The sequence below is a fragment of the Xanthomonas hortorum pv. pelargonii genome, assembly GCF_024499015.1.
In the GTDB taxonomy this organism is placed as follows: domain Bacteria; phylum Pseudomonadota; class Gammaproteobacteria; order Xanthomonadales; family Xanthomonadaceae; genus Xanthomonas; species Xanthomonas hortorum_B.
In genome coordinates this window covers 1,606,474-1,626,910 of sequence record NZ_CP098604.1, presented here as the reverse complement: position 1 = coordinate 1,626,910, position 20,437 = coordinate 1,606,474, and the positions used below count along the sequence as shown (strand labels likewise).

Below are 20,437 nucleotides of genomic sequence, written 5' to 3'. Positions count from 1 at the left end.
TTGATCAAAAAACAGGCCCTTGCGGGCCTGTTTGGTGAGGTGCTTAGTCAATCGGTGTGCTTAGAAGCGCGCGCCGACACCGAAGCCGACGGTCCACGGATCCAGTTCCAGCTCGCTGCCGGTGCCCTGGCCGCCTTCGCGCAGTTCCGGACGCGAACGCATGTAGCGGGCGTCGGCACGTGCAAACCAGGTGGAGTTGATGTTCATGTCCACGCCGACGGTGCCGATGACACCCTTGGCGGTGTCCAGGCCCACGTGCTGGCCGCTGGCCGAGGCCGCGTCGATCTTCTCGTTGCTGAAGTTCGACTCGTAGTAGCCCACGCCCACGAACGGACGGAACACGTTATCGGCCTGACCGAAGTGGTACTGGCCGCTGATGGCGATCGGCTGCTGCTCGACGGTACCGACCTTGCCCACGCCATCGGCGTTGACGCGGTGGTTGAACTTGTCGGCTGCGCCCCACAGTTCAACGGCCCAGTTGTCGTTGATGTAGTAGCTGGCGCTCAGCGTCGGCGCCGGGCCCCCATCGACGTCCAGGCCCGGAGCCGGGTCGTTCTTCGGCTTGATCAGGGCCACACCGCCGACCACTGCCCAATGCTTGCCAGAGGCGCTATCGGCGCTGGTGGAAGCCGAGGAGGTGTCACCGGTGTAGGTGGTGTCTTGTGCAAATGCAGACGGCGCAAACGCAAGTGCGGATACGGCAGCCAGGCTCAGGATGGAAATGGAACGCATTGGGGGTCTCCTCGTGTTCTTGTTGGGCCCGTGGAGTGGGCCGCGCCAAAGCTATTCCTGAAAATCTGAATCCACGCCCACCCGCAGCTCGCTAAAATTTCGTTTGTTCAGCAAGTTTCCGAAGAAGGCCGTGGTTGCGACATGCAAGCTGAAAAAGACATTCACCCAGGTGCGGTCGCCGTGACGAAAAACGACGTGTTGCAAGGCCTGCCAGCGCACATTCCCGGCGATTGCCGTGTCTTGGTGCTCGGTTCGATGCCTGGCAACGCCTCGCTGGACGCGGCGATGTACTACGCGCACCCACGCAATCGGTTCTGGCCGTTGATGCAGGTTTTGCTGGGTATCGATGCAAGCGTTGCGTATGCCGAACGTCTGGAGGCGTTGGCGCACTGCGGCGTCGGTTTGTGGGATGTGATCGGCCAATGCGAACGGCGCGGGAGCCTGGATACGGCCATCGTCGCTAGCAGCATCGTGGTCAATCCGTTGGCGGCGCGCATGGCAACGCTGCCGCAACTGCGCGCGGTGGCCTGCAATGGTGCCGCTGCGGCGCAGGCATGGCGTCGGCACGTGCAGCCGCTGTTGCCAACGCAGTTGCAGGCAGTGCCGGTCTGGGCGTTGCCGTCCACCAGCCCGGCCAACGCAGCGTGGTCGTTGCAACGTTTGTGCGACGCCTGGCAGCCGTTGCGCGATGCCTTGGACTAGCGACATTGGCCAGGCATGCATCGACGTCGTGATCGAAGACATGCCCATGATCGAGACACGAGCGAGGCGCATGGTGCCGGTCGAGCGATGTGCACGCGTTTTAGCCGCTTGAACCAACGCGCATACCAACTGCGGCGCCGATTTGACCGGCTGCGGCACCGCTATCAGCCATAAGTCATGCCAGCGTCCGGCACAGGCACGCGTCCGGCACGCGCGGGCATGCTGCACCCAATGCACAACGGAGCAGCGCGATGACGAGCAAGCACGGATTGATGATGGCGCTAGGGCTGCTAGCAGGCATGTTCGGTGTCGTGGACGCGGCAGCGGCCGAGGACCTGCACTGCGAGGTCAGCAGCGACTACGACCTTACGCTCAACCCACGCAGCCTGATCCTGATCCGCGAATCGGGCACGCCGCAGCGGCTGGTGATGCGCCAGGGCGCGTTGTTCGTTGACGACGGCTGGGTTGACTTGAGCTCGGACGATCGCGCCCGCTTGACCCAGTTCGAGCGCCAGACCCGCGACGTGGTACCGCTGGCGCAAGACGTCGGGCGCGAAGCGGCCGACATCGCCGTCACCGCGCTGGGCGAGGTGGCGGCCGGCTTCAGCCGCACCCCGGAGGCCACGCGCACCCAGATGGCAAACGTGCGCGAGAAGATCGATACGCGCTTGAAGCAGAGCTTCAGCAAAAGCCAGCTCACCACGATCGACATCGATGACGACATCGGCGCCATGGTGGCCGAGCTGCTGCCGCAACTGATCGGCGATGTCGTCGCCGGAGCGGTGCAGTCGGCATTGACCGGTAACGATGTGCAGCTGCGGTCGCTGGACGGCGTGGAAGCGCGCATCGAGCGCCTGATCGAGCCGCAGGCGCGTGCGTTGCGGCCGCGCGCGCAGCAGTTGTGCGAGCGGGTGGAAGCGCTCGATGGCTTGGACAATGCGCTGGCGTATCGTTTGCCCTCGGGCGAGCCACTGCAACTGTTGCGGGTGGATCGACGCGCCTCGAAATGATCCAGCGCGTGCGTGCGCAAACGCTGCATCCCACCCGGCGTGCGACTTTTTCCACGGCAATGGTTGGCGCTGCGGCCCGCAGCCGGCCACAATAGGGGTTTCCCCATTCTGTTGCCGGAGTTCCCCGTATGGCCGAAATCAAGGAAGCACTTGTCCCCGATATCGGTGACTACAGCGATGTCCCGGTAATCGAAGTGCTGGTATCGGTCGGCGATACGGTCAGCAAGGACCAGAGCCTGGTCACGCTGGAATCGGACAAGGCCACGATGGAAGTGCCCTCGTCGGTGTCCGGCGTGGTCAAGGAGATCAAGGTCAAGGTCGGCGATTCGCTGTCGCAAGGCGCGCTGGTCGCGTTGATCGAAGTGGCCGATGCCGGTGCCGAAACCGCGGCTGCCCCCGCTCCGGCGGCTGCGCCCGCTGCTCCGGCCAAGGCCGCGCCTGCTGCCGCCCCGGCGCCTGCCGCCAAGGCCGAGCCGGCCGCGCCTGCCGCATCCTCGGAAGGCGGCCTGGTCGAGGCGCTTGTGCCCGATATCGGCGACTACACCGACATCCCGGTGATCGAAGTGCTGGTCGCCGTCGGCGATACCGTCGCCAAGGACCAGAGCCTGGTCACGCTGGAGTCGGACAAGGCCACGATGGAAGTGCCGTCCTCGGCCGCCGGCGTGGTCAAGGAACTCAAGGTCAAGGTCGGCGACACGCTCTCGCAGGGCAATGTGGTCGCCATCATCGCTGCCAGCGATGGCGATGCCGGTGCGGCGCAGTCCCCGGCCAAGCCCACCACCGATACCGCCGAAACCGCGGGCAAGGTCGAACCGGTCGCGGTGTCTGCTGTGCCGGACAAGCTGGCCCAGCGCGAGATCGCGCAGGTACAGGGCGCGCGCTCCAGCGAGGCTTCGCAGCCTGCACAGGGCGGCCAGCCATCGGCCGGCAACCCGAGCAGCCCGCCGGTGACCTTCGACGCCGACAGCGTGCTGCCGTCCAAGGTGGCCTACGCCAGCCCGGTGGTGCGCGTGTTCGCACGCGAGCTGGGCGTGGATCTGAACCAGCTCAAGGGCAGCGAAAAGGGCGGCCGCATCACCCGCGAAGACGTGCAGCGCTTCGTGAAGGCCGCACTTAGTGGCGGCGCGCCTGCCGCAGCCGGTGCTGCGCCGGCCGGTGGTGGCAATGGGTTGAACCTGCTGGCCTGGCCGAAGGTGGACTTCAGCAAGTTCGGCGAGACCGAAACCCAGCCGCTGTCCCGCATCAAGAAGATTTCCGGTGCCAACCTGGCACGCAACTGGGCGATGATTCCGCACGTTACCCAGTTCGAATCGGCCGACATCACCGACCTGGAAGCCTTGCGCGTGGCGCTCAACAAGGAAAACGAGAAGGCAGGCATCAAGCTGACCATGCTCGCGTTCCTGGTCAAGGCCAGCGCCGCGGGTCTGAAGAAATTCCCCGAGTTCAACGCCTCGCTCGATGCGGCCGGCGAAAATCTCACGCTGAAGAAGTACATCAACATCGGCTTTGCCGCCGACACCCCGAACGGCCTGGTCGTGCCGGTGATCCGCGATGTTGACAAGAAGGGCGTGCTGCAGATTGCCCAGGAAAGCGGCGAGCTGGCCAAGAAGGCGCGCGACGGCAAGCTCGGCCCGGCCGACATGAGCGGCGGATGCTTTTCGATCAGCTCGCTCGGCGGCATCGGTGGTACGGCGTTCACGCCGATCATCAATGCGCCGGAAGTGGCGATCCTGGGCGTGTCCAAGTCGGCGATGCAGCCGGTGTGGAATGGCAAGGAGTTCGCGCCCAAGTTGATGCTGCCGCTGTCGTTGAGCTACGACCACCGCGTCATCGATGGCGCGCTGGCTGCACGCTTCACCACCTACCTCAGCCAGGTGCTGGCCGACATGCGACGCGTCCTGCTGTGAGAGCAGCGCTGCTGACGCTCGCCCTGCTGGGCGTGCTGCCGTGCACGGCTGCGGCGGCACGCGAGTGCGAGAGCACGCTCGGGCGCGGCTGGCCGCCGGCGGTGGGCAACTACGGCACCGCGGTCACCACGCTGCTCGATGCTGGCGGCAAGCCAAGCTTGTCGTTGCTCACGCTGCCCACCCGCGGCGTGGAAAGCGGCGTCTCGCTGCTGCCGGGCAAGGACGGCGCAACCGACTGGACCCTGCGCCATAGCCGCGCCGACGAGCGCGTCTACAGCTGGGTCAGCCAGAGCGATCGCGGCAGCGTGCAGTTCCGTACCGAGCAGATCCCGGAAACGGTGGAGATTCCGATTCCGGCAGCGTTGGCAAAGCGACTGGTCAGCAACTGGACCGCCGCATTGACCCAGCTCGCACCGACCGGACGCACCGCGCCGGTGAGCGAGGGCGAGGTGCTGTCGTTCCAGGTCGATGGCGTGCGTTACAGCGGCGCGCGTCCGGGCTGCGGCGCCGGCGAGTTGCTGGTGCAGCAGGCCGCGTTGCTGATCGAAGCCAGCGAAGGCAAGGAAAAGAAGCGCGACAAGCGCTGGACCCAAATCGAATCGTCGCTGGATGAACTCCAGCAGACGCTTGCCGGCACGGCCGGTTGAGCCACAGGAGAAGCAAATGGCGGTCATTGAAATCAAGGTTCCAGACATCGGCGATTACAGCGATGTCCCCGTCATCGAAGTGCTGGTCGCCGTCGGCGACAGCGTGGTCAAGGATCAAGGCCTGGTAACGCTGGAGTCGGACAAGGCCACGCTGGAAGTGCCGTCCTCGGCTGCGGGCGTGGTCAAGGAGCTCAAGATCAAGGTCGGCGACAACCTGTCCGAAGGGGCGGTCGTGCTGCTGCTGGAAACCGAAGGCGAGGCCGCCGCACCGGCTGCGCCCGCCAAGGCCGACACCAAGCCTGCGCCGGCTGCTGCTGCACCGGCCGCCGCGCCGGGCAGCAAGCCGCCGGTGACGCCGTCGCATCGTGCCCCGGCCGAACCGGCGCCGTCCAAGCCGGCGCTGGCCAGTGGCAAGCCGGCCGATATCGAATGCAAGATGGTGGTGCTCGGCGCCGGCCCCGGCGGCTACACAGCCGCGTTCCGCGCCGCCGACCTCGGCCTGGACACCGTGCTGATCGAGCGCTACGCCAGTCTTGGCGGGGTCTGCCTCAACGTTGGCTGCATCCCGTCCAAGGCGCTGCTGCATGCCGCTGCGGTGATCGATGAAGTGGCCCATGCCGGCGATTTCGGCGTGGACTTCGGCCAGCCCAAGATCACCCTGGACAAACTGCGCGAGTACAAGGAAAAAGTGGTCGGCAAGCTCACCGGCGGCCTGGCCAGCATGGCCAAGCAACGCAAGGTGCGCACCGTCACCGGTGTGGCCAGCTTCGTCTCGCCCAACGAGCTGGAGATCGTCGGCGACGACGGCAAGACCCAGCTGCTGCGCTTCGAGCACTGCATCATCGCGGCCGGCTCGCAGGCGGTGAAGTTGCCGAACTTCCCGTGGGACGACAAGCGCGTGATGGACTCCACCGACGCGCTGGAGCTGCACGACATCCCCAAGACCCTGCTGGTGGTCGGCGGCGGCATCATCGGCCTGGAAATGGCCACGGTGTACAGCGCGCTGGGCAGCAAGGTCACCGTGGTCGAGTTCATGGACCAGCTGATGCCGGGCGCCGACAAGGACCTGGTCAAGCCGCTGGCCGACCGCTTGAAGAAGCAGGGCGTGGAGGTCCATCTCAAGACCAAGGCCACCGACGTCAAGGCCGACGCCAGCGGCATCACGGTGTCGTTCGAAGCCGCGACCGAAGGCGAAAAGCCGGGTCTGCAGGCAACCGCCTACGATCGCGTGCTGGTCGCTGTGGGCCGCACGCCCAATGGCAAGAAGATCGGCGCCGACAAGGCCGGCGTCACCGTCACCGAGCGCGGCTTCATCCCGGCCGATCGGCAGATGCGCACCAACGTGCCGCATATCTTCGCCATCGGCGACATCGTCGGTAACCCGATGCTGGCGCATAAGGCCACCCACGAAGGCAAGCTGGCCGCCGAAGTGGCTGCCGGCGAGAAGAAGGAATGGGTGGCGCGGGTGATTCCGTCGGTCGCCTACACCAACCCGGAAATCGCTTGGGTCGGCGTGACCGAAACCGAAGCCAAGGCCAAGGGCCTGAAGGTCGGCGTGGCCAAGTTCCCGTGGGCCGCCAGTGGCCGCGCAATCGGCATCGGCCGCACCGAGGGCTTCACCAAGCTGATCTTCGATGAAGAAACGCACCGGGTGATCGGTGGTGCCATCGTCGGCGTGCATGCCGGTGACCTGCTGGCCGAAATTGGTCTTGCCATCGAGATGGGTGCGGAAGCCGAAGACATCGGCCACACCATCCACGCGCATCCGACCCTGAGCGAATCGGTCGGCATGGCCGCCGAAGTCTACGACGGCACCATCACCGACCTGTACATCCCGAAGAAGAAGTAAGCCGCGCACACGCGGCACTGCCAACGACGCCCCGCCTTGCGCGGGGCGTCGTCGTTTAGGCATGCTGCCAGGACGGGCTGCACGGTATGCCAAGGGATTGCAGCCGATACATGGAGAGACACTGCATGCGCTACGGAATGCTGGGAATGGTGATGCTGTGCAGCATCGCGGCGGTGTCTGCCGCCCGCGCGCAAGAACCGGAAGATCCTCAATTGGCCGCTGCGTTGGCGAAGTGCCCGGGGGCCGAAACGTTCGGTCGTGCGCAACGGCAGGCAAAAGCGCGTGCCGAGGCAGCGCATGCATCCGGACTCGCAACGCCTTCCGATCCGGCGCTACGCGCGCGTCTGCTGGAGATGGAGCGCGCCGACCAACTGGTCCGCAATGGCGATTGGTCGCAAGCGGCCGTGACCAAGATGGCCGCTGTGGATGCCGCGCATCTACCGCAGATTCGCCGTATCGTTGCCGAGCACGAAGGCCTGCCGAGCGCGGCCCAGGTGGGGCGCGATGGTGTCGCTGCAGCCTGGCTGCTGGTGCAGCATGCCGATGCCGATCCTGCGTTTCAGGAGCAGGTATTGAGCACGCTGGCACAACACGTTACGCGCGGCGAAATTCCGGCACGCTCTCTGGTGCTGTTGACCGACCGCGTCCTTGTCGGCAACGGCAAGCCGCAACGCTACGGCACTCAGCTGGCCGCACAGCAGGGCCGCTGGGTGCCCAAGCCCATCGAGGATCCGGATCGCGTAGATGTGCGCCGTGCGGCTGTGGGCGAAATGCCGCTGGCCGATTACATCTGCGTGGCCGCGCAGCTCTTTCCGGCGCCATAAAAGGCCTCCACACCAAAGCCCCAAAAACGCAAAGGCCCGCAAAAAGCGGGCCTTTTGGGTTCAACGGTGGGTGTAACTCAGAACGCGAACGTCACGCCTGCAACCGGGCCCTTGAACTCCTGCTTCAGGCCGATCAGGCCATCGCTGCCGCGCTGGTCGACATCGAGCTTGAACCAGTCGTAGCCGGCGAACAGGCCGAAGTTCTTGGTGAAGCGGTATTCGGCAATCGCGTTGGCGCGGCTCAGGTCGCCCTTGTAATCGTCGAAGTTGCCCCAGCTGGTGTTGAGGTACTGACCCTGCACATTGAACAGCCAATGCTCGCTCGGCCGCGCGGTGAAGCGGATACCGACCACCGGCGCAACGCCGTCGGCCTTCTCGTCGAGCACGTCGCCGCTGAACACGCTGCCCAGATCGGCATAGGCGTTGGCTTCGACCTTGGCGTATTCGGCACCGAGCTGCAGGCCCAGGCTGAATTCCGGCGAATCGATGACCGAGTAGTCGTACACCAGGGTGGCGACCTGGTACTTCAGCTCACCCTTGATGAAGCTGCCCGTCGGCACGGTGATGCCGCCGCCGCTCAGATCCTGGGTCAGGGTCTCGCGGCGATCCTTGTCGTACTTGAAGTAATCGAAGATCAGGCGCTGACGGGTGCTGATGCGGAACACGCCATCGATGCGCGGCTCCCATTCCTTGCCGCCGAGCTTGAAATCTTCGTTGACCGACACGTTGTTGCCTGCCACCAGCGTGTTGCCGCGGATGGTGTTGTCGTTGTCGACGTTCATCGCACCGAGACGAATCTGGAAGCGGTCATCGGTGTCTTCGGCATGTGCAGGCGCGGCGTAGGCGGCAGCCAGTACGCACGGAATGACCAGTGCGAGAAGGTGTTTCATGGGGAGCTCCGTAGTTCTTAGAAAGGCAGGCAACCGACCTGTGGCGCGCACTATCGATAAAACGGCGTCGTTCACAAGTGAACGAGCTGTCGATTCGATGTGAAGGCCGAAATAGCAATCGGACAAAACAGTTCGCTTTGGCAAGCCGGCTTTTTGTTCTGCGATGCGCAATCGAGGTGCGGATTACGAAGCGACGCGGCGGATGCAGCGCAACAGACGTGCCGATTGGACCGCCGATGGGAAGGTCGCAGGGTGCGACAAAATGCGTAAAAAGCAGGAGCCCCGGTCTCCCAGGGCTCCTAGACGCAGCCTGCGGCAGTACCTTTCGACGAGGATGTGCAGGCCTCGTAGGTTATGACCGTCTGTTTGTGGCAAAGTTCCCACCCGTTGCCGCAGCACCTGTATGGTGCGCCGCAGCAGCCAGTGACTTCTGCCGGTTGTCTCGCAATTTGTCCCATTGCTATACTTTCGCGGCTCGACGAGGCGCATCTGCGCTTCCCACTCATTCTCACGCAAGGTAACCGTAGTGCTGAACTCCGTTGACGCGGGTCGGCGGTTGATGCTGCGCGCTGCGGTATATCCGCTTGCCGCTGTAGCTATAACCAGTCTGGGGTTGCTGTTGGTCGGTCCCCGTTACGCTGCCGGCCTGGCGTTGACCGGATTTGCGACGGTACTGGGCGGCTGGGTCGCAGCACGGACCGCGCTAGGGGGCGGGATCCAGGCGGCAGGTATTGCCATGGTCCGGTTGATCCTGGCGATGGTGTTGAAGTGGGTATTGGTTTTCGTGGCGCTGGCGCTTGGCTTCGGCCTGTGGCGGCTGCCTCCTCTGGCTTTGTTGGCGGGTATCGCCATCGGGCTGATTTTTCAGGTTCTGGCTCTGGCCAGGCGTTGATTCGAACTTAAAGGGCTCCGGACACATGGCGGGCGAGGCAGCAACACCTACCTCCTATATCCAGCATCACTTGCAGAACCTGATCTATCCGGTTCGCGAGGGTGGCGGTACGTTTTGGACCATTCACGTCGACACCCTGGTCATGGCCGTGTTGATGGGCCTGGTGATGGTCATCGGCTTCTGGACGGCGACCCGCAATGCCACCGCCGGCGTGCCCGGCAAGTGGCAGGCGTTCGTAGAAATCTGCCTGGAGTTCGTCGACCGGCAGGCCAAGGACACCTACCACGGCACCAGCAAGCTGGTGACGCCGATCGCGATCACGATCTTCTTCTGGATCCTGTTGATGAATCTCATCAAGATGATCCCGGCCGACTTCATCGCCATCCCGCTGGGCTGGGCAGGCATCCACGCCTGGAAGCCGGTGCCGACCGCCGACGTCAATGCCACCTTGGGCATGTCGATCAGCGTGTTCTTCCTGATGATCTTCTTCTCGCTGCGCTCCAAGGGCGTGGGCGGCATGACCAAGGAATTCCTGACGGCGCCGTTCGGCAAGTGGATGATGCCGTTCAACCTGCTTTTGAACATCGTCGAGTGGCTGAGCAAGCCGATTTCGTTGGCGATGCGACTGTTCGGCAACATGTTCGGCGGCGAGATCGTCTTCCTGCTGATCTGGGTGCTGGGCGGTGCGGGCATCGCCGGCATGGTTGCTGGCGGCGTATTCGGCCTCGGCTGGATGCTGTTCCACCTGTTGGTGATTCCGCTGCAGGCCTTCATTTTCATGATGCTGTCGATCGTGTATCTGAGCCTTGCCGAAGACAGTCACTGAGTTCGCTGCACCCTTCATCTGCTTCATCCCGATTCATCCATCACCCTTAGAAACTTTCGTTCGGAGATCACCATGTACCTCGCCGTCCTGACCAACCTCGCTCAAGTCCAGAGCTCCACCGTCCTCGCCGTCGGCATCATGATCGGCCTGGCCGCGCTGGGTGCCGGCCTCGGTCTGGCCATCATGTCTGGCAAGTTCCTGGAATCTGCCGCGCGCCAGCCGGAACTGATCCCGGTGCTGCAGGTTCGCATGTTCATCACCGCCGGCCTGATCGACGCCGCGTTCATCATCAGCGTCGCTGTCGGCCTGCTGTTCGCCTTCGCCAATCCGTTGGTCGGTGAGTTCGTCAAGCGTCTGCCGCAGGTCGCCGGCTGATCCAGCGGTAGCACCGTGTGGAGGCAACCGCGTGCGGTTGTCTCCGCGGATGAAGGTCGGAAAGCGTCGCCATGCGGCGGCGCTTTCACCCCTAAAGAGCGATTGAGCGACCCATGGACATCACCCTTACCATCTTTGCCCAGGCGCTGGCCTTCGCCGGTCTGATCTGGATCGTCGCGACCAAAATCTGGCCGCCGCTGCTGCAGGCGATCGAAGAGCGTCAGCAAAAGATCGCTGAAGGTCTGGCTGCGGCCGATCGCAGTCAGAAGGATCTGGCGCAGGCGCAGGAAAAGGTCAACGAAGCACTGAAGGACGCACGCACCAAGGCCAACGAGATCATTGATCAGGCCCATGCGCGCGCCAACCAGATCATCGAAGCGGCCAAGCACGAGGCAATTGCCGAAGCCAACCGTCAGAAGGATCTGGCGCAGACCGAAATCGACGCATCTGCCACCCGTGCCCGCGAAGAACTGCGCAAGCAGATCTCGGTGCTGGCGGTCAGCGGTGCCGAGAAGCTGCTCAAGCGCGAAATCGATGCCAACGCCCACAAGGCGCTGCTCGACGAGCTGGCGGCGGAGATTTAATCGATGAGCCAGGCCCTCACACTTGCCCGTCCCTACGGCCGTGCCGCGTTTGCGATCGCGCGTGAGGGCGGTACCTTCGCACTCTGGTCCGATGCGCTGGCGTTCTCGGCGCAGGTGGCCGGCGACCCGCGCGTGGCTGCATTGCTGCTCAACCCGGCCTTGCGCCAGGAACAGGCAGTGACGTTGCTGGCGCCGCCAACGGCGAGCGAAGACTATCTGCGTTTTCTTGGCCTGCTGGCCGATGCGCAGCGTTTGTCGGTGCTGCCGGAAATCGCAGGCTTGTACGAACAGCTGCGCGCCGAGGCCGAACATGTCGTCAAGGCGACGGTGACCTCGGCAACTGAAATGACCGCGACCGAGCTGGACACGATCGCTGCTGCGCTGAAGAAGCGTTTTGGCCGCGAGGTGGACATCACCACCGCGGTGGATGCTTCGTTGATCGGCGGCGCGGTGATCGACACCGGCGACGTGGTCATCGACGGCTCGCTGAAGGGCAAGCTCGCGCGTCTGCAAAGCTCGCTCGCCCACTGAATTCACATAAACGCATGGCCCTCGCGGCCGGCACCTAGGACTGAACGATGGCAACCACGCTCAACCCCTCCGAAATCAGCGACCTGATCAAGACCCGCATCGAGACGGTCAAGCTGTCCGCGGAGTCGCGCAACGAAGGCTCCGTGACCAGCGTGTCCGACGGCATCGTGCGCATCTTCGGCCTGGCCGACGTGATGCAGGGCGAAATGATCGAACTGCCCAACAACACCTTCGCGCTTGCGCTGAACCTGGAGCGTGATTCGGTCGGCGCCGTGGTGCTGGGCGATTACGAGAACCTGCGCGAAGGCGACGTGGCCAAGACCACCGGCCGCATCCTGGAAGTGCCGGTGGGTCCGGAGCTGCTCGGTCGCGTGGTCAACGCGCTCGGCGAGCCGATCGACGGCAAGGGTCCGCTCGGCGCGACCCAAACCGCACCGGTGGAGCGTGTTGCGCCGGGCGTGATCTGGCGTAAGTCGGTCGACCAGCCGGTGCAGACCGGTTACAAGTCGGTCGATGCGATGATCCCGATCGGCCGCGGCCAGCGCGAGCTGGTCATCGGCGACCGCCAGACCGGCAAGACCGCGCTGGCGATCGATGCGGTGATCAACCAGAAGGGCACCGGCATCAAGTGCGTGTACGTGGCGATCGGCCAGAAGGCCTCGACCGTTGCCAACATCGTGCGCAAGCTCGAAGAGAACGGCGCGCTGGCACACACCGTGGTGGTGGCGGCGACCGCGTCCGAATCGGCCGCGATGCAGTACATCAGCCCGTATGCCGGCTGCACCATGGGCGAGTACTTCATGGACCGCGGCGAAGACGCGCTGATCGTGTACGACGATCTGTCCAAGCAGGCCGTGGCCTACCGCCAGATCTCGCTGCTGCTCAAGCGCCCGCCGGGTCGCGAAGCCTATCCGGGCGACGTGTTCTATCTGCATAGCCGTCTGCTCGAGCGCGCTGCGCGCGTGTCCGAGGAATATGTGGAGAAGTTCACCAACGGTGCGGTGACTGGCAAGACTGGTTCGTTGACCGCACTGCCGATCATCGAAACGCAGGCTGGCGACGTCTCCGCATTCGTGCCGACCAACGTGATTTCGATCACCGACGGCCAGATCTTCCTGGAAACCGACCTGTTCAACGCCGGTATCCGTCCGGCCGTGAACGCCGGTATCTCGGTGTCGCGCGTCGGTGGTGCGGCCCAGACCAAGATCATCAAGAAGCTGTCCGGCGGCATCCGTATCTCGCTGGCGCAGTACCGTGAGCTGGCTGCGTTCGCGCAGTTTGCCTCGGATCTGGACGAAGCCACCCGCAAGCAGCTCGAGCGCGGTCAGCGCGTCACCGAGCTGATGAAGCAGAAGCAGTACGCGCCGATGTCCATCGCCAACCAGGCGCTGTCGATCTATGCCGTCAACGAGGGCTACCTCGATGAAGTGCCGGTCAACAAGCTGCTGGCGTTCGAAGAAGGCCTGCACGCCCACTTCGCCAACACCCAGGGTGAGCTGATCTCCAAGATCAACACCACCGGCGGTTGGGACAACGACATCGAAGCCGGCTTCAAGAAGGGCATCGAAGAGTTCAAGACCACGGGCAGCTGGTAAATCCAGCTGCGGGAATCGGGAATAGAGAATAGGGAATCGTCAAAGCGGGTTGGCTGTGCCAATTCCCGACTCACGATTCCCCATTCCCCACTAAGCGAGCGAAGCGAGCGAGTATGGCAGGCGGACGCGAAATCAAAACCAAGATCAAGAGCGTGCAGAACACCCGCAAGGTGACGCGCGCGCTCGAAATGGTCTCGGCCTCCAAGATCCGCAAGGCGCAGGACCGCATGAAGACCTCGCGCCCCTACGCGCAGGCCATGAAGCAGGTGATCGGGCATCTGGCGCAGGCCAGCACCGACTATCAGCATCCGTTCCTGATGGAGCGTGCGCAGGTCAAGCGGGTCGGCTACATCGTGATCTCTTCCGACCGCGGCCTGGCCGGCGGTCTGAACAACAACCTGTTTCGCAAGATGCTGGGCGAAGTGCGCCCGTGGCAGGAGCAGGGCGCCGAGATCGACGTGGTGACCATCGGTCAGAAGGCCTCGGCGTTCTTCCGTCGCATCAAGGTCAACATGGTCGGCAGCGTCACCCATCTGGGCGACAGCCCGCACATCGAGCAGTTGATCGGTGTGATCAAGGTGATGCTGGATGCCTTCACCGAAGGCAAGGTCGATCGCGTGTATCTGGTCTACAACCGCTTCGTGAACACGATGACGCAGAAGGCCAGCTTCGATCAGCTGCTGCCGCTGCCGGCCGCCGAACACAAGGTGGCCCATCACGATTGGGATTACCTGTACGAGCCCGATGCCGCAAGCGTGCTGGAGCACGTGATGACGCGCTACATCGAGTCGCTGGTGTACCAGGCCGTGCTGGAAAACGTGGCCTCCGAACATGCCGCGCGCATGGTGGCGATGAAGGCCGCCAGCGACAATGCCAACAAGATGATCGGCACCTTGCAACTGGTCTACAACAAGGCGCGTCAGGCGGCGATCACCCAGGAAATTTCGGAAATCGTCAGCGGCGCGGCCGCCGTATAGCCGGGAATAGGGAATGGAGAATCGGGAATGGTCGAAGCAGCAGCACTTGATCTTCCCATTCCCTATTCCCGTTTCCCTATTCCCGACACCAGAATCGAACAGACATTAGTGGAGTTATCCAAATGAGTCAGGGCAAGATCGTTCAGATCATCGGCGCGGTCGTCGACGTCGAATTCCAGCGCCATGAAGTGCCGAAGGTCTATCACGCGTTGAAGGTCGAAGGCACCGAAATCACCCTGGAAGTGCAGCAGCAGCTCGGCGATGGCGTGGTGCGCACGATTGCGCTCGGCTCCACCGACGGCCTAAAGCGCAACCTGCTGGCCACCAACACCGAGCGCGCCATTTCGGTGCCGGTCGGCGCCGGGACGCTGGGCCGCATCATGGACGTGCTGGGTCGCCCGATCGACGAAGCTGGCGAGGTGCAGGCGTCGGACCATTGGGAAATCCATCGCGCTGCGCCGTCGTATGAAGACCAGTCCTCCAGCACCGAGTTGCTGGAAACCGGCATCAAGGTCATCGACCTGATGTGCCCGTTCGCCAAGGGCGGCAAGGTCGGCCTGTTCGGCGGCGCCGGCGTCGGCAAGACCGTCAACATGATGGAACTGATCAACAACATCGCCAAGGCGCACTCGGGTCTGTCCGTGTTTGCCGGCGTGGGCGAGCGTACCCGTGAGGGCAACGACTTCTACCACGAGATGAAAGACTCCAACGTGCTGGACAAGGTCGCGATGGTGTACGGCCAGATGAACGAGCCGCCGGGCAACCGTCTGCGCGTTGCGCTGACCGGCCTGACCATGGCCGAGTACTTCCGTGACGAGAAGGACGAGAACGGCAAGGGCAAGGACGTGCTGCTGTTCGTGGACAACATCTACCGCTACACGCTGGCCGGTACCGAAGTGTCCGCGCTGCTCGGCCGCATGCCGTCGGCAGTGGGCTACCAGCCGACCCTGGCCGAGGAAATGGGCGTGCTGCAGGAGCGCATCACCTCGACCAAGAGCGGTTCGATCACCTCGATCCAGGCCGTGTACGTGCCTGCGGACGACCTGACCGACCCGTCGCCGGCGACCACCTTCGCCCACCTGGATTCGACCGTCACGCTGAGCCGTAACATCGCCTCGCTGGGTATCTACCCGGCCGTGGATCCGCTGGATTCCACCAGCCGCCAGATGGACCCGCTGGTGATCGGCCACGAGCATTACGACACCGCCCAGCGCGTGCAGCAGACCTTGCAGAAATACAAGGAACTGAAGGACATCATCGCGATCCTGGGCATGGACGAGCTGAGCGAAGAAGACAAGCAGTCGGTATCGCGCGCACGCAAGATCGAGCGCTTCTTCAGCCAGCCGTTCCACGTGGCCGAAGTGTTCACCGGCTCGCCGGGCAAGTACGTCTCGCTGAAGGACACCATCCGCGGCTTCAAGGCGATCTGCGACGGCGAATACGACCACCTGCCGGAGCAGGCGTTCTACATGGTCGGCAGCATCGAAGAAGCCGTCGAGAAAGCCAACAAGATGAGCGCCAAGGCCTGATGCGATCCCAGCCGCTGTGCGGCTGGAATCGGGAATCGGGAATCGGGAATCGATCGTAAAGGCGGGTTGTAGGCGAGTCGGAAATGTGGGAACCAGGAAGCGTACGCAGCCAGCGGCTCTTCCCATTCCCGATTCCCGATTCCCGATTCCCCGCCTCACAGAGTGAGGCACCATGAGCACTATCCGTTGCGACATCGTCAGCGCCGAGAAGGAAATCTTCCACGGTGAGGCGACGCTGGTCGTGGCCACCGGCGAGTTGGGCGAGCTGGGCATTGCGCCCAAGCACGCGCCGCTGATCACGCGCCTGAAGCCGGGCAAGGTGGTGGTCACCACCGCCAGCGGCGAGCAGTTGGACTTCGCCATTTCCGGCGGCATCCTGGAAGTGCAGCCGCAGGTGGTGACCGTGCTGGTCGACACCGCGGTGCGGGCCCAGGACATCGATGAAGCCGCGGTACGCAAGGTGAAGGAAGAGGCCGAACGTCTGCTGGCCAACCGTGGCGACGCGGTGGATGTGGCGGAAGCGCAGCGTCGGTTGGCCGAGGCGACCGTGCAGTTGCAGGCGCTGGAGCGCTTGCGTCGTACGCTGAAGCACTAAGCGCACGATGGCGTGCGCCTTCGCGGCGCGTGCAAGCGTGATAACAGATGTACAGCCACACGCATGTGTGGCACTGGAAACGCCGACCATCGTGTCGGCGTTTTCGTTTTTGGAGATGCGCCTGCGTGGCGCGGTCCACCTGCACCGGGGGAGCAGGCACACTGCGTGCCTTGCGCGATGCCGCCTTCTGCAGGCGGCGCGGCCTCTCACCCATGCACGTTGAGGAACACCCAATGACCCGCACGATCGATGGCTTTAGCAGTTACGCGCTGACCGGCCTGCTGGCCGTCGCACTGCTGGGCTGCGCACTGCCGGCGCGTAGCCAGCCGCCGCTGGATCCGTTGCTGGATCGCATCGTGCAGCGCAATGCGATCGGCGATGCGGTGGCGCTGAGCAAGTGGGACAGCGGCAAGCCGGTGCTGGATCAGACCCGCGAGGCGGCGGTGCTGCAGAGCGTGCGCGATCAGGCCGCTGCGCACGGGCTGGATGCCGAGGATGCGGCGCGGTTCTTTGCAGCGCAGATCGAGGCCAACAAGGCAGTGCAGTACGCACTGTTGAATCACTGGCGCGAACGCGGACGCGCGCCGGACACCGCACGTCCGGATCTGGCGACGTTGCGTGTGCGTCTGGATCAGCTGCAAGGACAATTGCTCGATGCATTGGCCGACGTTGCACCCTTGCGCGCAGCGCCCGGGTGCCCGGCCAGCACCGCGCGCGCAGCAGCGCATTACGCCGCGCAATGGCAACTGGATGCGCTGCATCGCGCCGCACTGGTACGCAGCCTGGGCGACTTCTGCCGCTAAACCCCGTACCGCCACCAGCACTCAAGCACCGATCGTCCCCTCAGGAGGGTGACGCTCTACCGAGCACGCGATCAGCGATGCGCTAAACGTGTATTGGCTGATCTGCACCTGGCGGCGACATGGATCGCGTTTTCTTCAGCCGAAAGCAGCAGCGTCTTCGGTCACTGCGTTAGTGTCAGTGCGCTCGCTCAGCGATACACCACATGCCGGCCAAGAAAAAACGACACGATCGCCAACCCGCCTTCCACCAGCGGTTTGGCCAGCCAGGCCTGACGCAGGCCGACCAGATCCACCGTCGCCGACAGCAGCCAGGTGCTGATCAGTGTGAGCACCAGCCACATTACCGCAAAGCGGCGGAAGCGCTGCCAGCCCAGACGTGCACCACCTTCCTGGGCGAAGGTGTAGCGGCCGTTGAGCCAGAAGCCAAGCACTGCACCGCTGATGCGCCCGAGCAGATTGGCAGGCACTGTCGGCATGCCCGCCGCCGTGGCGGCAATGAAGATGCCGCAATCCACAGCCAATTGCAGGGCGCCAATCAGGGTGAACTGGCTGCCTTGGCGGAACAGACTCATGCGGGCCGGGTGATCGTGAGAGGGCGCTCATGCTAACGGCAGCGGCGCTTAAAAATCGTAATCACCAAAAGACGGCGATGCGGTAACGACGCGCTGCCGAGACAGCGACTAGAATTTGTCCATCTTACGTTTTGGAACGCTTCGATGACTTTGCCCCTGCACGTCGTGATCCTGGCCGCGGGAGAGGGCAAGCGCATGCGCTCGTCCCTGCCCAAGGTGCTGCAGCCGCTTGCCGGCCAGCCGATGCTGGCGCACGTGATCGCCACTGCGCGGCAGTTGCAGCCAGCCGCGATCCATGTGGTGCACGGGCACGGTGGTGAGCAGGTGCAGGCGGCGTTCGCTGCGCAAAGCGATCTGCATTGGGCCGAGCAACGTCAGCAACTGGGCACCGGGCATGCGGTGCAGCAGGCGATGCATGCGATTCCGGACGCAGCCACGGTGCTGGTGTTGTACGGCGATGTGCCGCTGATCCAGTCCAACGACTTGCTGCAACTGCTGCACGCACCCGGGCGCATGGCGGTGCTGGTGGCCGATGTGCCCAATCCCACCGGTTACGGCCGCATCCTGCGCGATGCCGAAGGCAAGGTCGCCGCGATCGTCGAGCAGAAGGATGCCAACGACGAGCAGCGCCGCATCCGCACCATCAACACCGGCATCCTCACCGCCGAGTCCACGGCGCTGCGTCGTTGGCTGAGTGGTTTGTCGAACCAGAATGCGCAGGGCGAGTTCTACCTCACCGATGTGTTTGCCAGCGCCGCGGCCGATTTCACCCCGGCCGACATGGTGCATGTGAGTGATCCGCAGGATGTGGAAGGTGCCAACGACCTGTGGCAACTCGCGCAGCTCGAGCGCGCCTGGCAGACACGTGCGGCACGTGCGCTGTGCCTGCGCGGCGTGCGCATGGCCGACCCGGCGCGCGTGGAGCAACGCGGCACGGTGACAGTAGGCAATGACGTGCAACTGGATATCGATGTGATTCTGGAAGGCGAGGTGACGCTGGGCGATGGCGTGGTGATCGGCCCGTTCGTACGGCTGCGCGATGTCACGCTCGGCGCCGGTACGCAGGTACGCGCGCACTGCGATCTGGAAGGCGTGGTGACCGAGGGCGCAGCGATGATCGGCCCGTTCGCGCGGCTACGTCCCGGCACCGTGCTTGCCGATGGCGTGCATATCGGAAATTTCGTCGAGACCAAAAAGGTCACGATGGGTGTGGGCAGCAAGGCCAACCATCTGACCTATCTGGGCGATGCGGTGATCGGCAGCAAGGTCAACATCGGCGCCGGCACCATCACCTGCAACTACGACGGCGTGAACAAGTCGCAGACCACCATCGGCGATGGCGCCTTCGTCGGCTCCAACAGCGCGTTGGTGGCACCGATCGTCATCGGTGCCATGGCCAACATTGGCGCGGGCTCGGTGATCACCCGTGATGCGCCTGCCGGCCAGCTCAGCGTGGCGCGTGCGCGTCAGACCGTGATCGAAGGCTGGGAGCGTCCGACCAAGAAATAGCGGTGGGTGCATGCGGCTTGGTCGTACTGCACCGCATGCTGCACCTGTGCTGTGCAGTGACGACACTGGCAGACCACGCACGTCGCCAACGATTACGAGGTGCCCAATGCAAACGCGACGCTACGCACTGCTATTGATGGTGTTCTTGGCAGCGCTGCTACCAGGGGCGGTATCTGCACAGACCTTTCGGCTGTATCTGGCGCCAGATGGCAACGACGCCGTTGCGGGCACCAGTGCCTCGACGGCGTTGCGTAGTTTGAGTGCCGCCCAACAACGCTTGCTCGAACGGCGCCCCACCGGCGCGGTAGATGTGGTGATTGCCGCAGGCACGTATCTGCGGCAGTCGGTGCAATGGACATTCACCAACGGCGCGTCCATTCGCTTCATCGCAGCATCCGATGCCGCCACGCCACCGTGGTTCGATGGACGCGGTGGCGCTACCTGGTTCACGCTGAAGGGCGGCGGCAATGCCGCCACGCGGCTGACCTTTACCGGTTTGAAAGTCAGCAATTACTGGATGGCAATGGACCTGGGCAGCAGCAAACGCAGCCAGGATGGCAACAGCGGCAACGTGATCCGCAATATGAGCTTCGAGCGGATCGGTGGCATCCATGGCAGCAGCAGCGAGGCTGCGTACTCGTTCGCAGCAATTCGTTTGCAGAATTCGCGCGACAACCGCATCGAACGCAATCGCTTCGTGTCGATCGAAAACGACACCAAGACCTCAGGGTTCATCCATGCGCTGTATCTGGCGCGTCACTCCTCCGGTAACCGCATCGAAGGCAATACGTTTACCGACGTCAACGGCGATGCGGTACGCACCCGCGATGCCTCGGACAACACCTATGTCGGTGCCAACCGCTTCGTCCGGGCCGGCAAGTACGCGGCGTTTTCGGACTGGATCAAGCCTGAAGGCGAGTGTCCCTCGCAAGGCGGGCAGTTCTTCGACAACACGGTGGGTGCTGGCTATTACGGCGCGATCGACGCCACGCGAACGACGGGTGCAGACGATGCCTGTGGTGCGTTGAAGAAACCGCGAATCGAGGAGCGTGGCACGCTTCGCGGCGGGTGAAGCCGTTATCAAACGG

General features: G+C 63.8%; 21 protein-coding genes. 18 read left to right on the top strand and 3 right to left on the bottom strand.

From position 1 onward, the window contains the following. Positions 1–60: 60 nt before the first annotated feature. Positions 61–732 (bottom strand): OmpW/AlkL family protein, encoded by a 672-nt coding sequence (locus NDY25_RS07225; RefSeq protein ID WP_006450414.1) that lies wholly within the window; start codon positions 730–732, stop codon positions 61–63. A 141-nt stretch (positions 733–873) separates the two neighbouring features. On the opposite strand from NDY25_RS07225, the gene NDY25_RS07220 reads away from it, so the two are divergent. The 6 genes from NDY25_RS07220 (at position 874) to NDY25_RS07195 (ending at position 7,671) form a co-directional block, all read left to right on the top strand. Then, positions 874–1,434 (top strand): DNA-deoxyinosine glycosylase, encoded by a 561-nt coding sequence (locus NDY25_RS07220; protein ID WP_168957207.1) that lies wholly within the window; start codon positions 874–876, stop codon positions 1,432–1,434. A 251-nt stretch (positions 1,435–1,685) separates the two neighbouring features. Then, positions 1,686–2,444, top strand: coding sequence for a DUF2884 family protein (locus tag NDY25_RS07215; protein WP_168957206.1), 759 nt, complete (start codon positions 1,686–1,688; stop codon positions 2,442–2,444). Between the two features lie 128 nt (positions 2,445–2,572). Continuing rightward, complete coding sequence (locus NDY25_RS07210; RefSeq protein WP_256627854.1) at positions 2,573–4,351, top strand: dihydrolipoyllysine-residue acetyltransferase; 1,779 nt, start codon at positions 2,573–2,575, stop codon at positions 4,349–4,351. Next, positions 4,348–4,998 carry a hypothetical protein gene (locus tag NDY25_RS07205; protein WP_168957204.1) on the top strand — a complete coding sequence of 217 codons (651 nt, stop codon included), beginning with the start codon at positions 4,348–4,350 and terminating at the stop codon, positions 4,996–4,998. Before NDY25_RS07210 ends, NDY25_RS07205 begins: the two co-directional genes overlap by 4 nt. 16 nt (positions 4,999–5,014) lie before the next feature. Then, positions 5,015–6,847 carry a dihydrolipoyl dehydrogenase gene (gene lpdA / locus NDY25_RS07200; protein ID WP_115039682.1) on the top strand — a complete coding sequence of 611 codons (1,833 nt, stop codon included), beginning with the start codon at positions 5,015–5,017 and terminating at the stop codon, positions 6,845–6,847. A gap of 125 nt (positions 6,848–6,972) precedes the next feature. Then, entirely contained in the window at positions 6,973–7,671 is a 699-nt protein-coding gene (locus tag NDY25_RS07195; protein WP_168957203.1) for a DUF6624 domain-containing protein, read from the top strand. Between the two features lie 77 nt (positions 7,672–7,748). Here the strand turns inward: NDY25_RS07195 and NDY25_RS07190 are convergent, their stop codons facing one another. Next, positions 7,749–8,561 (bottom strand): hypothetical protein, encoded by an 813-nt coding sequence (locus NDY25_RS07190; RefSeq protein WP_168957202.1) that lies wholly within the window; start codon positions 8,559–8,561, stop codon positions 7,749–7,751. 526 nt (positions 8,562–9,087) lie between these two features. Between NDY25_RS07190 and NDY25_RS07185 the strand changes: the two genes are divergently transcribed. The 10 genes from NDY25_RS07185 (at position 9,088) to NDY25_RS07140 (ending at position 17,268) form a co-directional block, all read left to right on the top strand. Beyond that, the gene (locus tag NDY25_RS07185) at positions 9,088–9,453 is read left to right on the top strand and encodes a hypothetical protein (RefSeq protein WP_005920882.1); all 366 of its coding nucleotides are present in this window, start codon (positions 9,088–9,090) and stop codon (positions 9,451–9,453) included. Between the two features lie 25 nt (positions 9,454–9,478). After that, positions 9,479–10,279, top strand: a complete 801-nt coding sequence (atpB, locus tag NDY25_RS07180; protein ID WP_104550628.1) for a F0F1 ATP synthase subunit A — start codon at positions 9,479–9,481, stop codon at positions 10,277–10,279. A gap of 72 nt (positions 10,280–10,351) precedes the next feature. Beyond that, on the top strand, positions 10,352–10,654 hold the full coding sequence (gene atpE, locus NDY25_RS07175) for a F0F1 ATP synthase subunit C (RefSeq protein WP_168957201.1): 303 nt from the start codon (positions 10,352–10,354) through the stop codon (positions 10,652–10,654). A 113-nt stretch (positions 10,655–10,767) separates the two neighbouring features. Beyond that, entirely contained in the window at positions 10,768–11,238 is a 471-nt protein-coding gene (locus NDY25_RS07170) for a F0F1 ATP synthase subunit B (protein ID WP_006450423.1), read from the top strand. A 3-nt stretch (positions 11,239–11,241) separates the two neighbouring features. Continuing rightward, positions 11,242–11,769 (top strand): F0F1 ATP synthase subunit delta, encoded by a 528-nt coding sequence (locus tag NDY25_RS07165; RefSeq protein WP_006450424.1) that lies wholly within the window; start codon positions 11,242–11,244, stop codon positions 11,767–11,769. Positions 11,770–11,816: 47 nt separating this feature from the next. Further along, positions 11,817–13,364 carry a F0F1 ATP synthase subunit alpha gene (gene atpA / locus NDY25_RS07160; protein ID WP_055824757.1) on the top strand — a complete coding sequence of 516 codons (1,548 nt, stop codon included), beginning with the start codon at positions 11,817–11,819 and terminating at the stop codon, positions 13,362–13,364. Positions 13,365–13,477: 113 nt separating this feature from the next. Next, positions 13,478–14,341, top strand: a complete 864-nt coding sequence (gene atpG, locus NDY25_RS07155) for a F0F1 ATP synthase subunit gamma (protein ID WP_006450426.1) — start codon at positions 13,478–13,480, stop codon at positions 14,339–14,341. 122 nt (positions 14,342–14,463) lie between these two features. Further along, a complete protein-coding gene (gene atpD, locus NDY25_RS07150) occupies positions 14,464–15,870 on the top strand; it encodes a F0F1 ATP synthase subunit beta (protein WP_023902450.1) in 1,407 nt (468 codons plus the stop codon). A gap of 172 nt (positions 15,871–16,042) precedes the next feature. Next, positions 16,043–16,465 carry a F0F1 ATP synthase subunit epsilon gene (locus NDY25_RS07145; protein ID WP_006450428.1) on the top strand — a complete coding sequence of 141 codons (423 nt, stop codon included), beginning with the start codon at positions 16,043–16,045 and terminating at the stop codon, positions 16,463–16,465. A 233-nt stretch (positions 16,466–16,698) separates the two neighbouring features. Continuing rightward, on the top strand, positions 16,699–17,268 hold the full coding sequence (locus NDY25_RS07140) for a chorismate mutase (protein ID WP_168957200.1): 570 nt from the start codon (positions 16,699–16,701) through the stop codon (positions 17,266–17,268). A gap of 188 nt (positions 17,269–17,456) precedes the next feature. Here NDY25_RS07140 and NDY25_RS07135 read toward each other — a convergent pair whose 3' ends face one another. Beyond that, entirely contained in the window at positions 17,457–17,840 is a 384-nt protein-coding gene (locus NDY25_RS07135) for a GtrA family protein (protein ID WP_168957199.1), read from the bottom strand. Between the two features lie 144 nt (positions 17,841–17,984). On the opposite strand from NDY25_RS07135, the gene glmU reads away from it, so the two are divergent. Further along, positions 17,985–19,349, top strand: a complete 1,365-nt coding sequence (glmU, locus tag NDY25_RS07130; protein WP_168957198.1) for a bifunctional UDP-N-acetylglucosamine diphosphorylase/glucosamine-1-phosphate N-acetyltransferase GlmU — start codon at positions 17,985–17,987, stop codon at positions 19,347–19,349. 106 nt (positions 19,350–19,455) lie between these two features. After that, positions 19,456–20,421 carry a right-handed parallel beta-helix repeat-containing protein gene (locus NDY25_RS07125; RefSeq protein ID WP_168957197.1) on the top strand — a complete coding sequence of 322 codons (966 nt, stop codon included), beginning with the start codon at positions 19,456–19,458 and terminating at the stop codon, positions 20,419–20,421. The last annotated feature ends 16 nt before the right edge of the window (positions 20,422–20,437 follow it).

Excerpts from the sequence above, each read along its gene's own strand:
- NDY25_RS07225 (WP_006450414.1), bottom strand. The coding sequence starts at position 732 with ATGCGTTCCATTTCCATCCTGAGCCTGGCTGCCGTATCCGCACTTGCG.
- NDY25_RS07220 (WP_168957207.1), top strand. The coding sequence starts at position 874 with ATGCAAGCTGAAAAAGACATTCACCCAGGTGCGGTCGCCGTGACGAAA.
- NDY25_RS07215 (WP_168957206.1), top strand. The coding sequence starts at position 1,686 with ATGACGAGCAAGCACGGATTGATGATGGCGCTAGGGCTGCTAGCAGGC.
- NDY25_RS07210 (WP_256627854.1), top strand. The coding sequence starts at position 2,573 with ATGGCCGAAATCAAGGAAGCACTTGTCCCCGATATCGGTGACTACAGC.
- lpdA (WP_115039682.1), top strand. The coding sequence starts at position 5,015 with ATGGCGGTCATTGAAATCAAGGTTCCAGACATCGGCGATTACAGCGAT.
- NDY25_RS07195 (WP_168957203.1), top strand. The coding sequence starts at position 6,973 with ATGCGCTACGGAATGCTGGGAATGGTGATGCTGTGCAGCATCGCGGCG.
- NDY25_RS07190 (WP_168957202.1), bottom strand. The coding sequence starts at position 8,561 with ATGAAACACCTTCTCGCACTGGTCATTCCGTGCGTACTGGCTGCCGCC.
- atpB (WP_104550628.1), top strand. The coding sequence starts at position 9,479 with ATGGCGGGCGAGGCAGCAACACCTACCTCCTATATCCAGCATCACTTG.
- atpE (WP_168957201.1), top strand. The coding sequence starts at position 10,352 with ATGTACCTCGCCGTCCTGACCAACCTCGCTCAAGTCCAGAGCTCCACC.
- NDY25_RS07170 (WP_006450423.1), top strand. The coding sequence starts at position 10,768 with ATGGACATCACCCTTACCATCTTTGCCCAGGCGCTGGCCTTCGCCGGT.
- NDY25_RS07165 (WP_006450424.1), top strand. The coding sequence starts at position 11,242 with ATGAGCCAGGCCCTCACACTTGCCCGTCCCTACGGCCGTGCCGCGTTT.
- atpA (WP_055824757.1), top strand. The coding sequence starts at position 11,817 with ATGGCAACCACGCTCAACCCCTCCGAAATCAGCGACCTGATCAAGACC.
- atpG (WP_006450426.1), top strand. The coding sequence starts at position 13,478 with ATGGCAGGCGGACGCGAAATCAAAACCAAGATCAAGAGCGTGCAGAAC.
- atpD (WP_023902450.1), top strand. The coding sequence starts at position 14,464 with ATGAGTCAGGGCAAGATCGTTCAGATCATCGGCGCGGTCGTCGACGTC.
- NDY25_RS07145 (WP_006450428.1), top strand. The coding sequence starts at position 16,043 with ATGAGCACTATCCGTTGCGACATCGTCAGCGCCGAGAAGGAAATCTTC.
- NDY25_RS07140 (WP_168957200.1), top strand. The coding sequence starts at position 16,699 with ATGACCCGCACGATCGATGGCTTTAGCAGTTACGCGCTGACCGGCCTG.
- NDY25_RS07135 (WP_168957199.1), bottom strand. The coding sequence starts at position 17,840 with ATGAGTCTGTTCCGCCAAGGCAGCCAGTTCACCCTGATTGGCGCCCTG.
- glmU (WP_168957198.1), top strand. The coding sequence starts at position 17,985 with ATGACTTTGCCCCTGCACGTCGTGATCCTGGCCGCGGGAGAGGGCAAG.
- NDY25_RS07125 (WP_168957197.1), top strand. The coding sequence starts at position 19,456 with ATGCAAACGCGACGCTACGCACTGCTATTGATGGTGTTCTTGGCAGCG.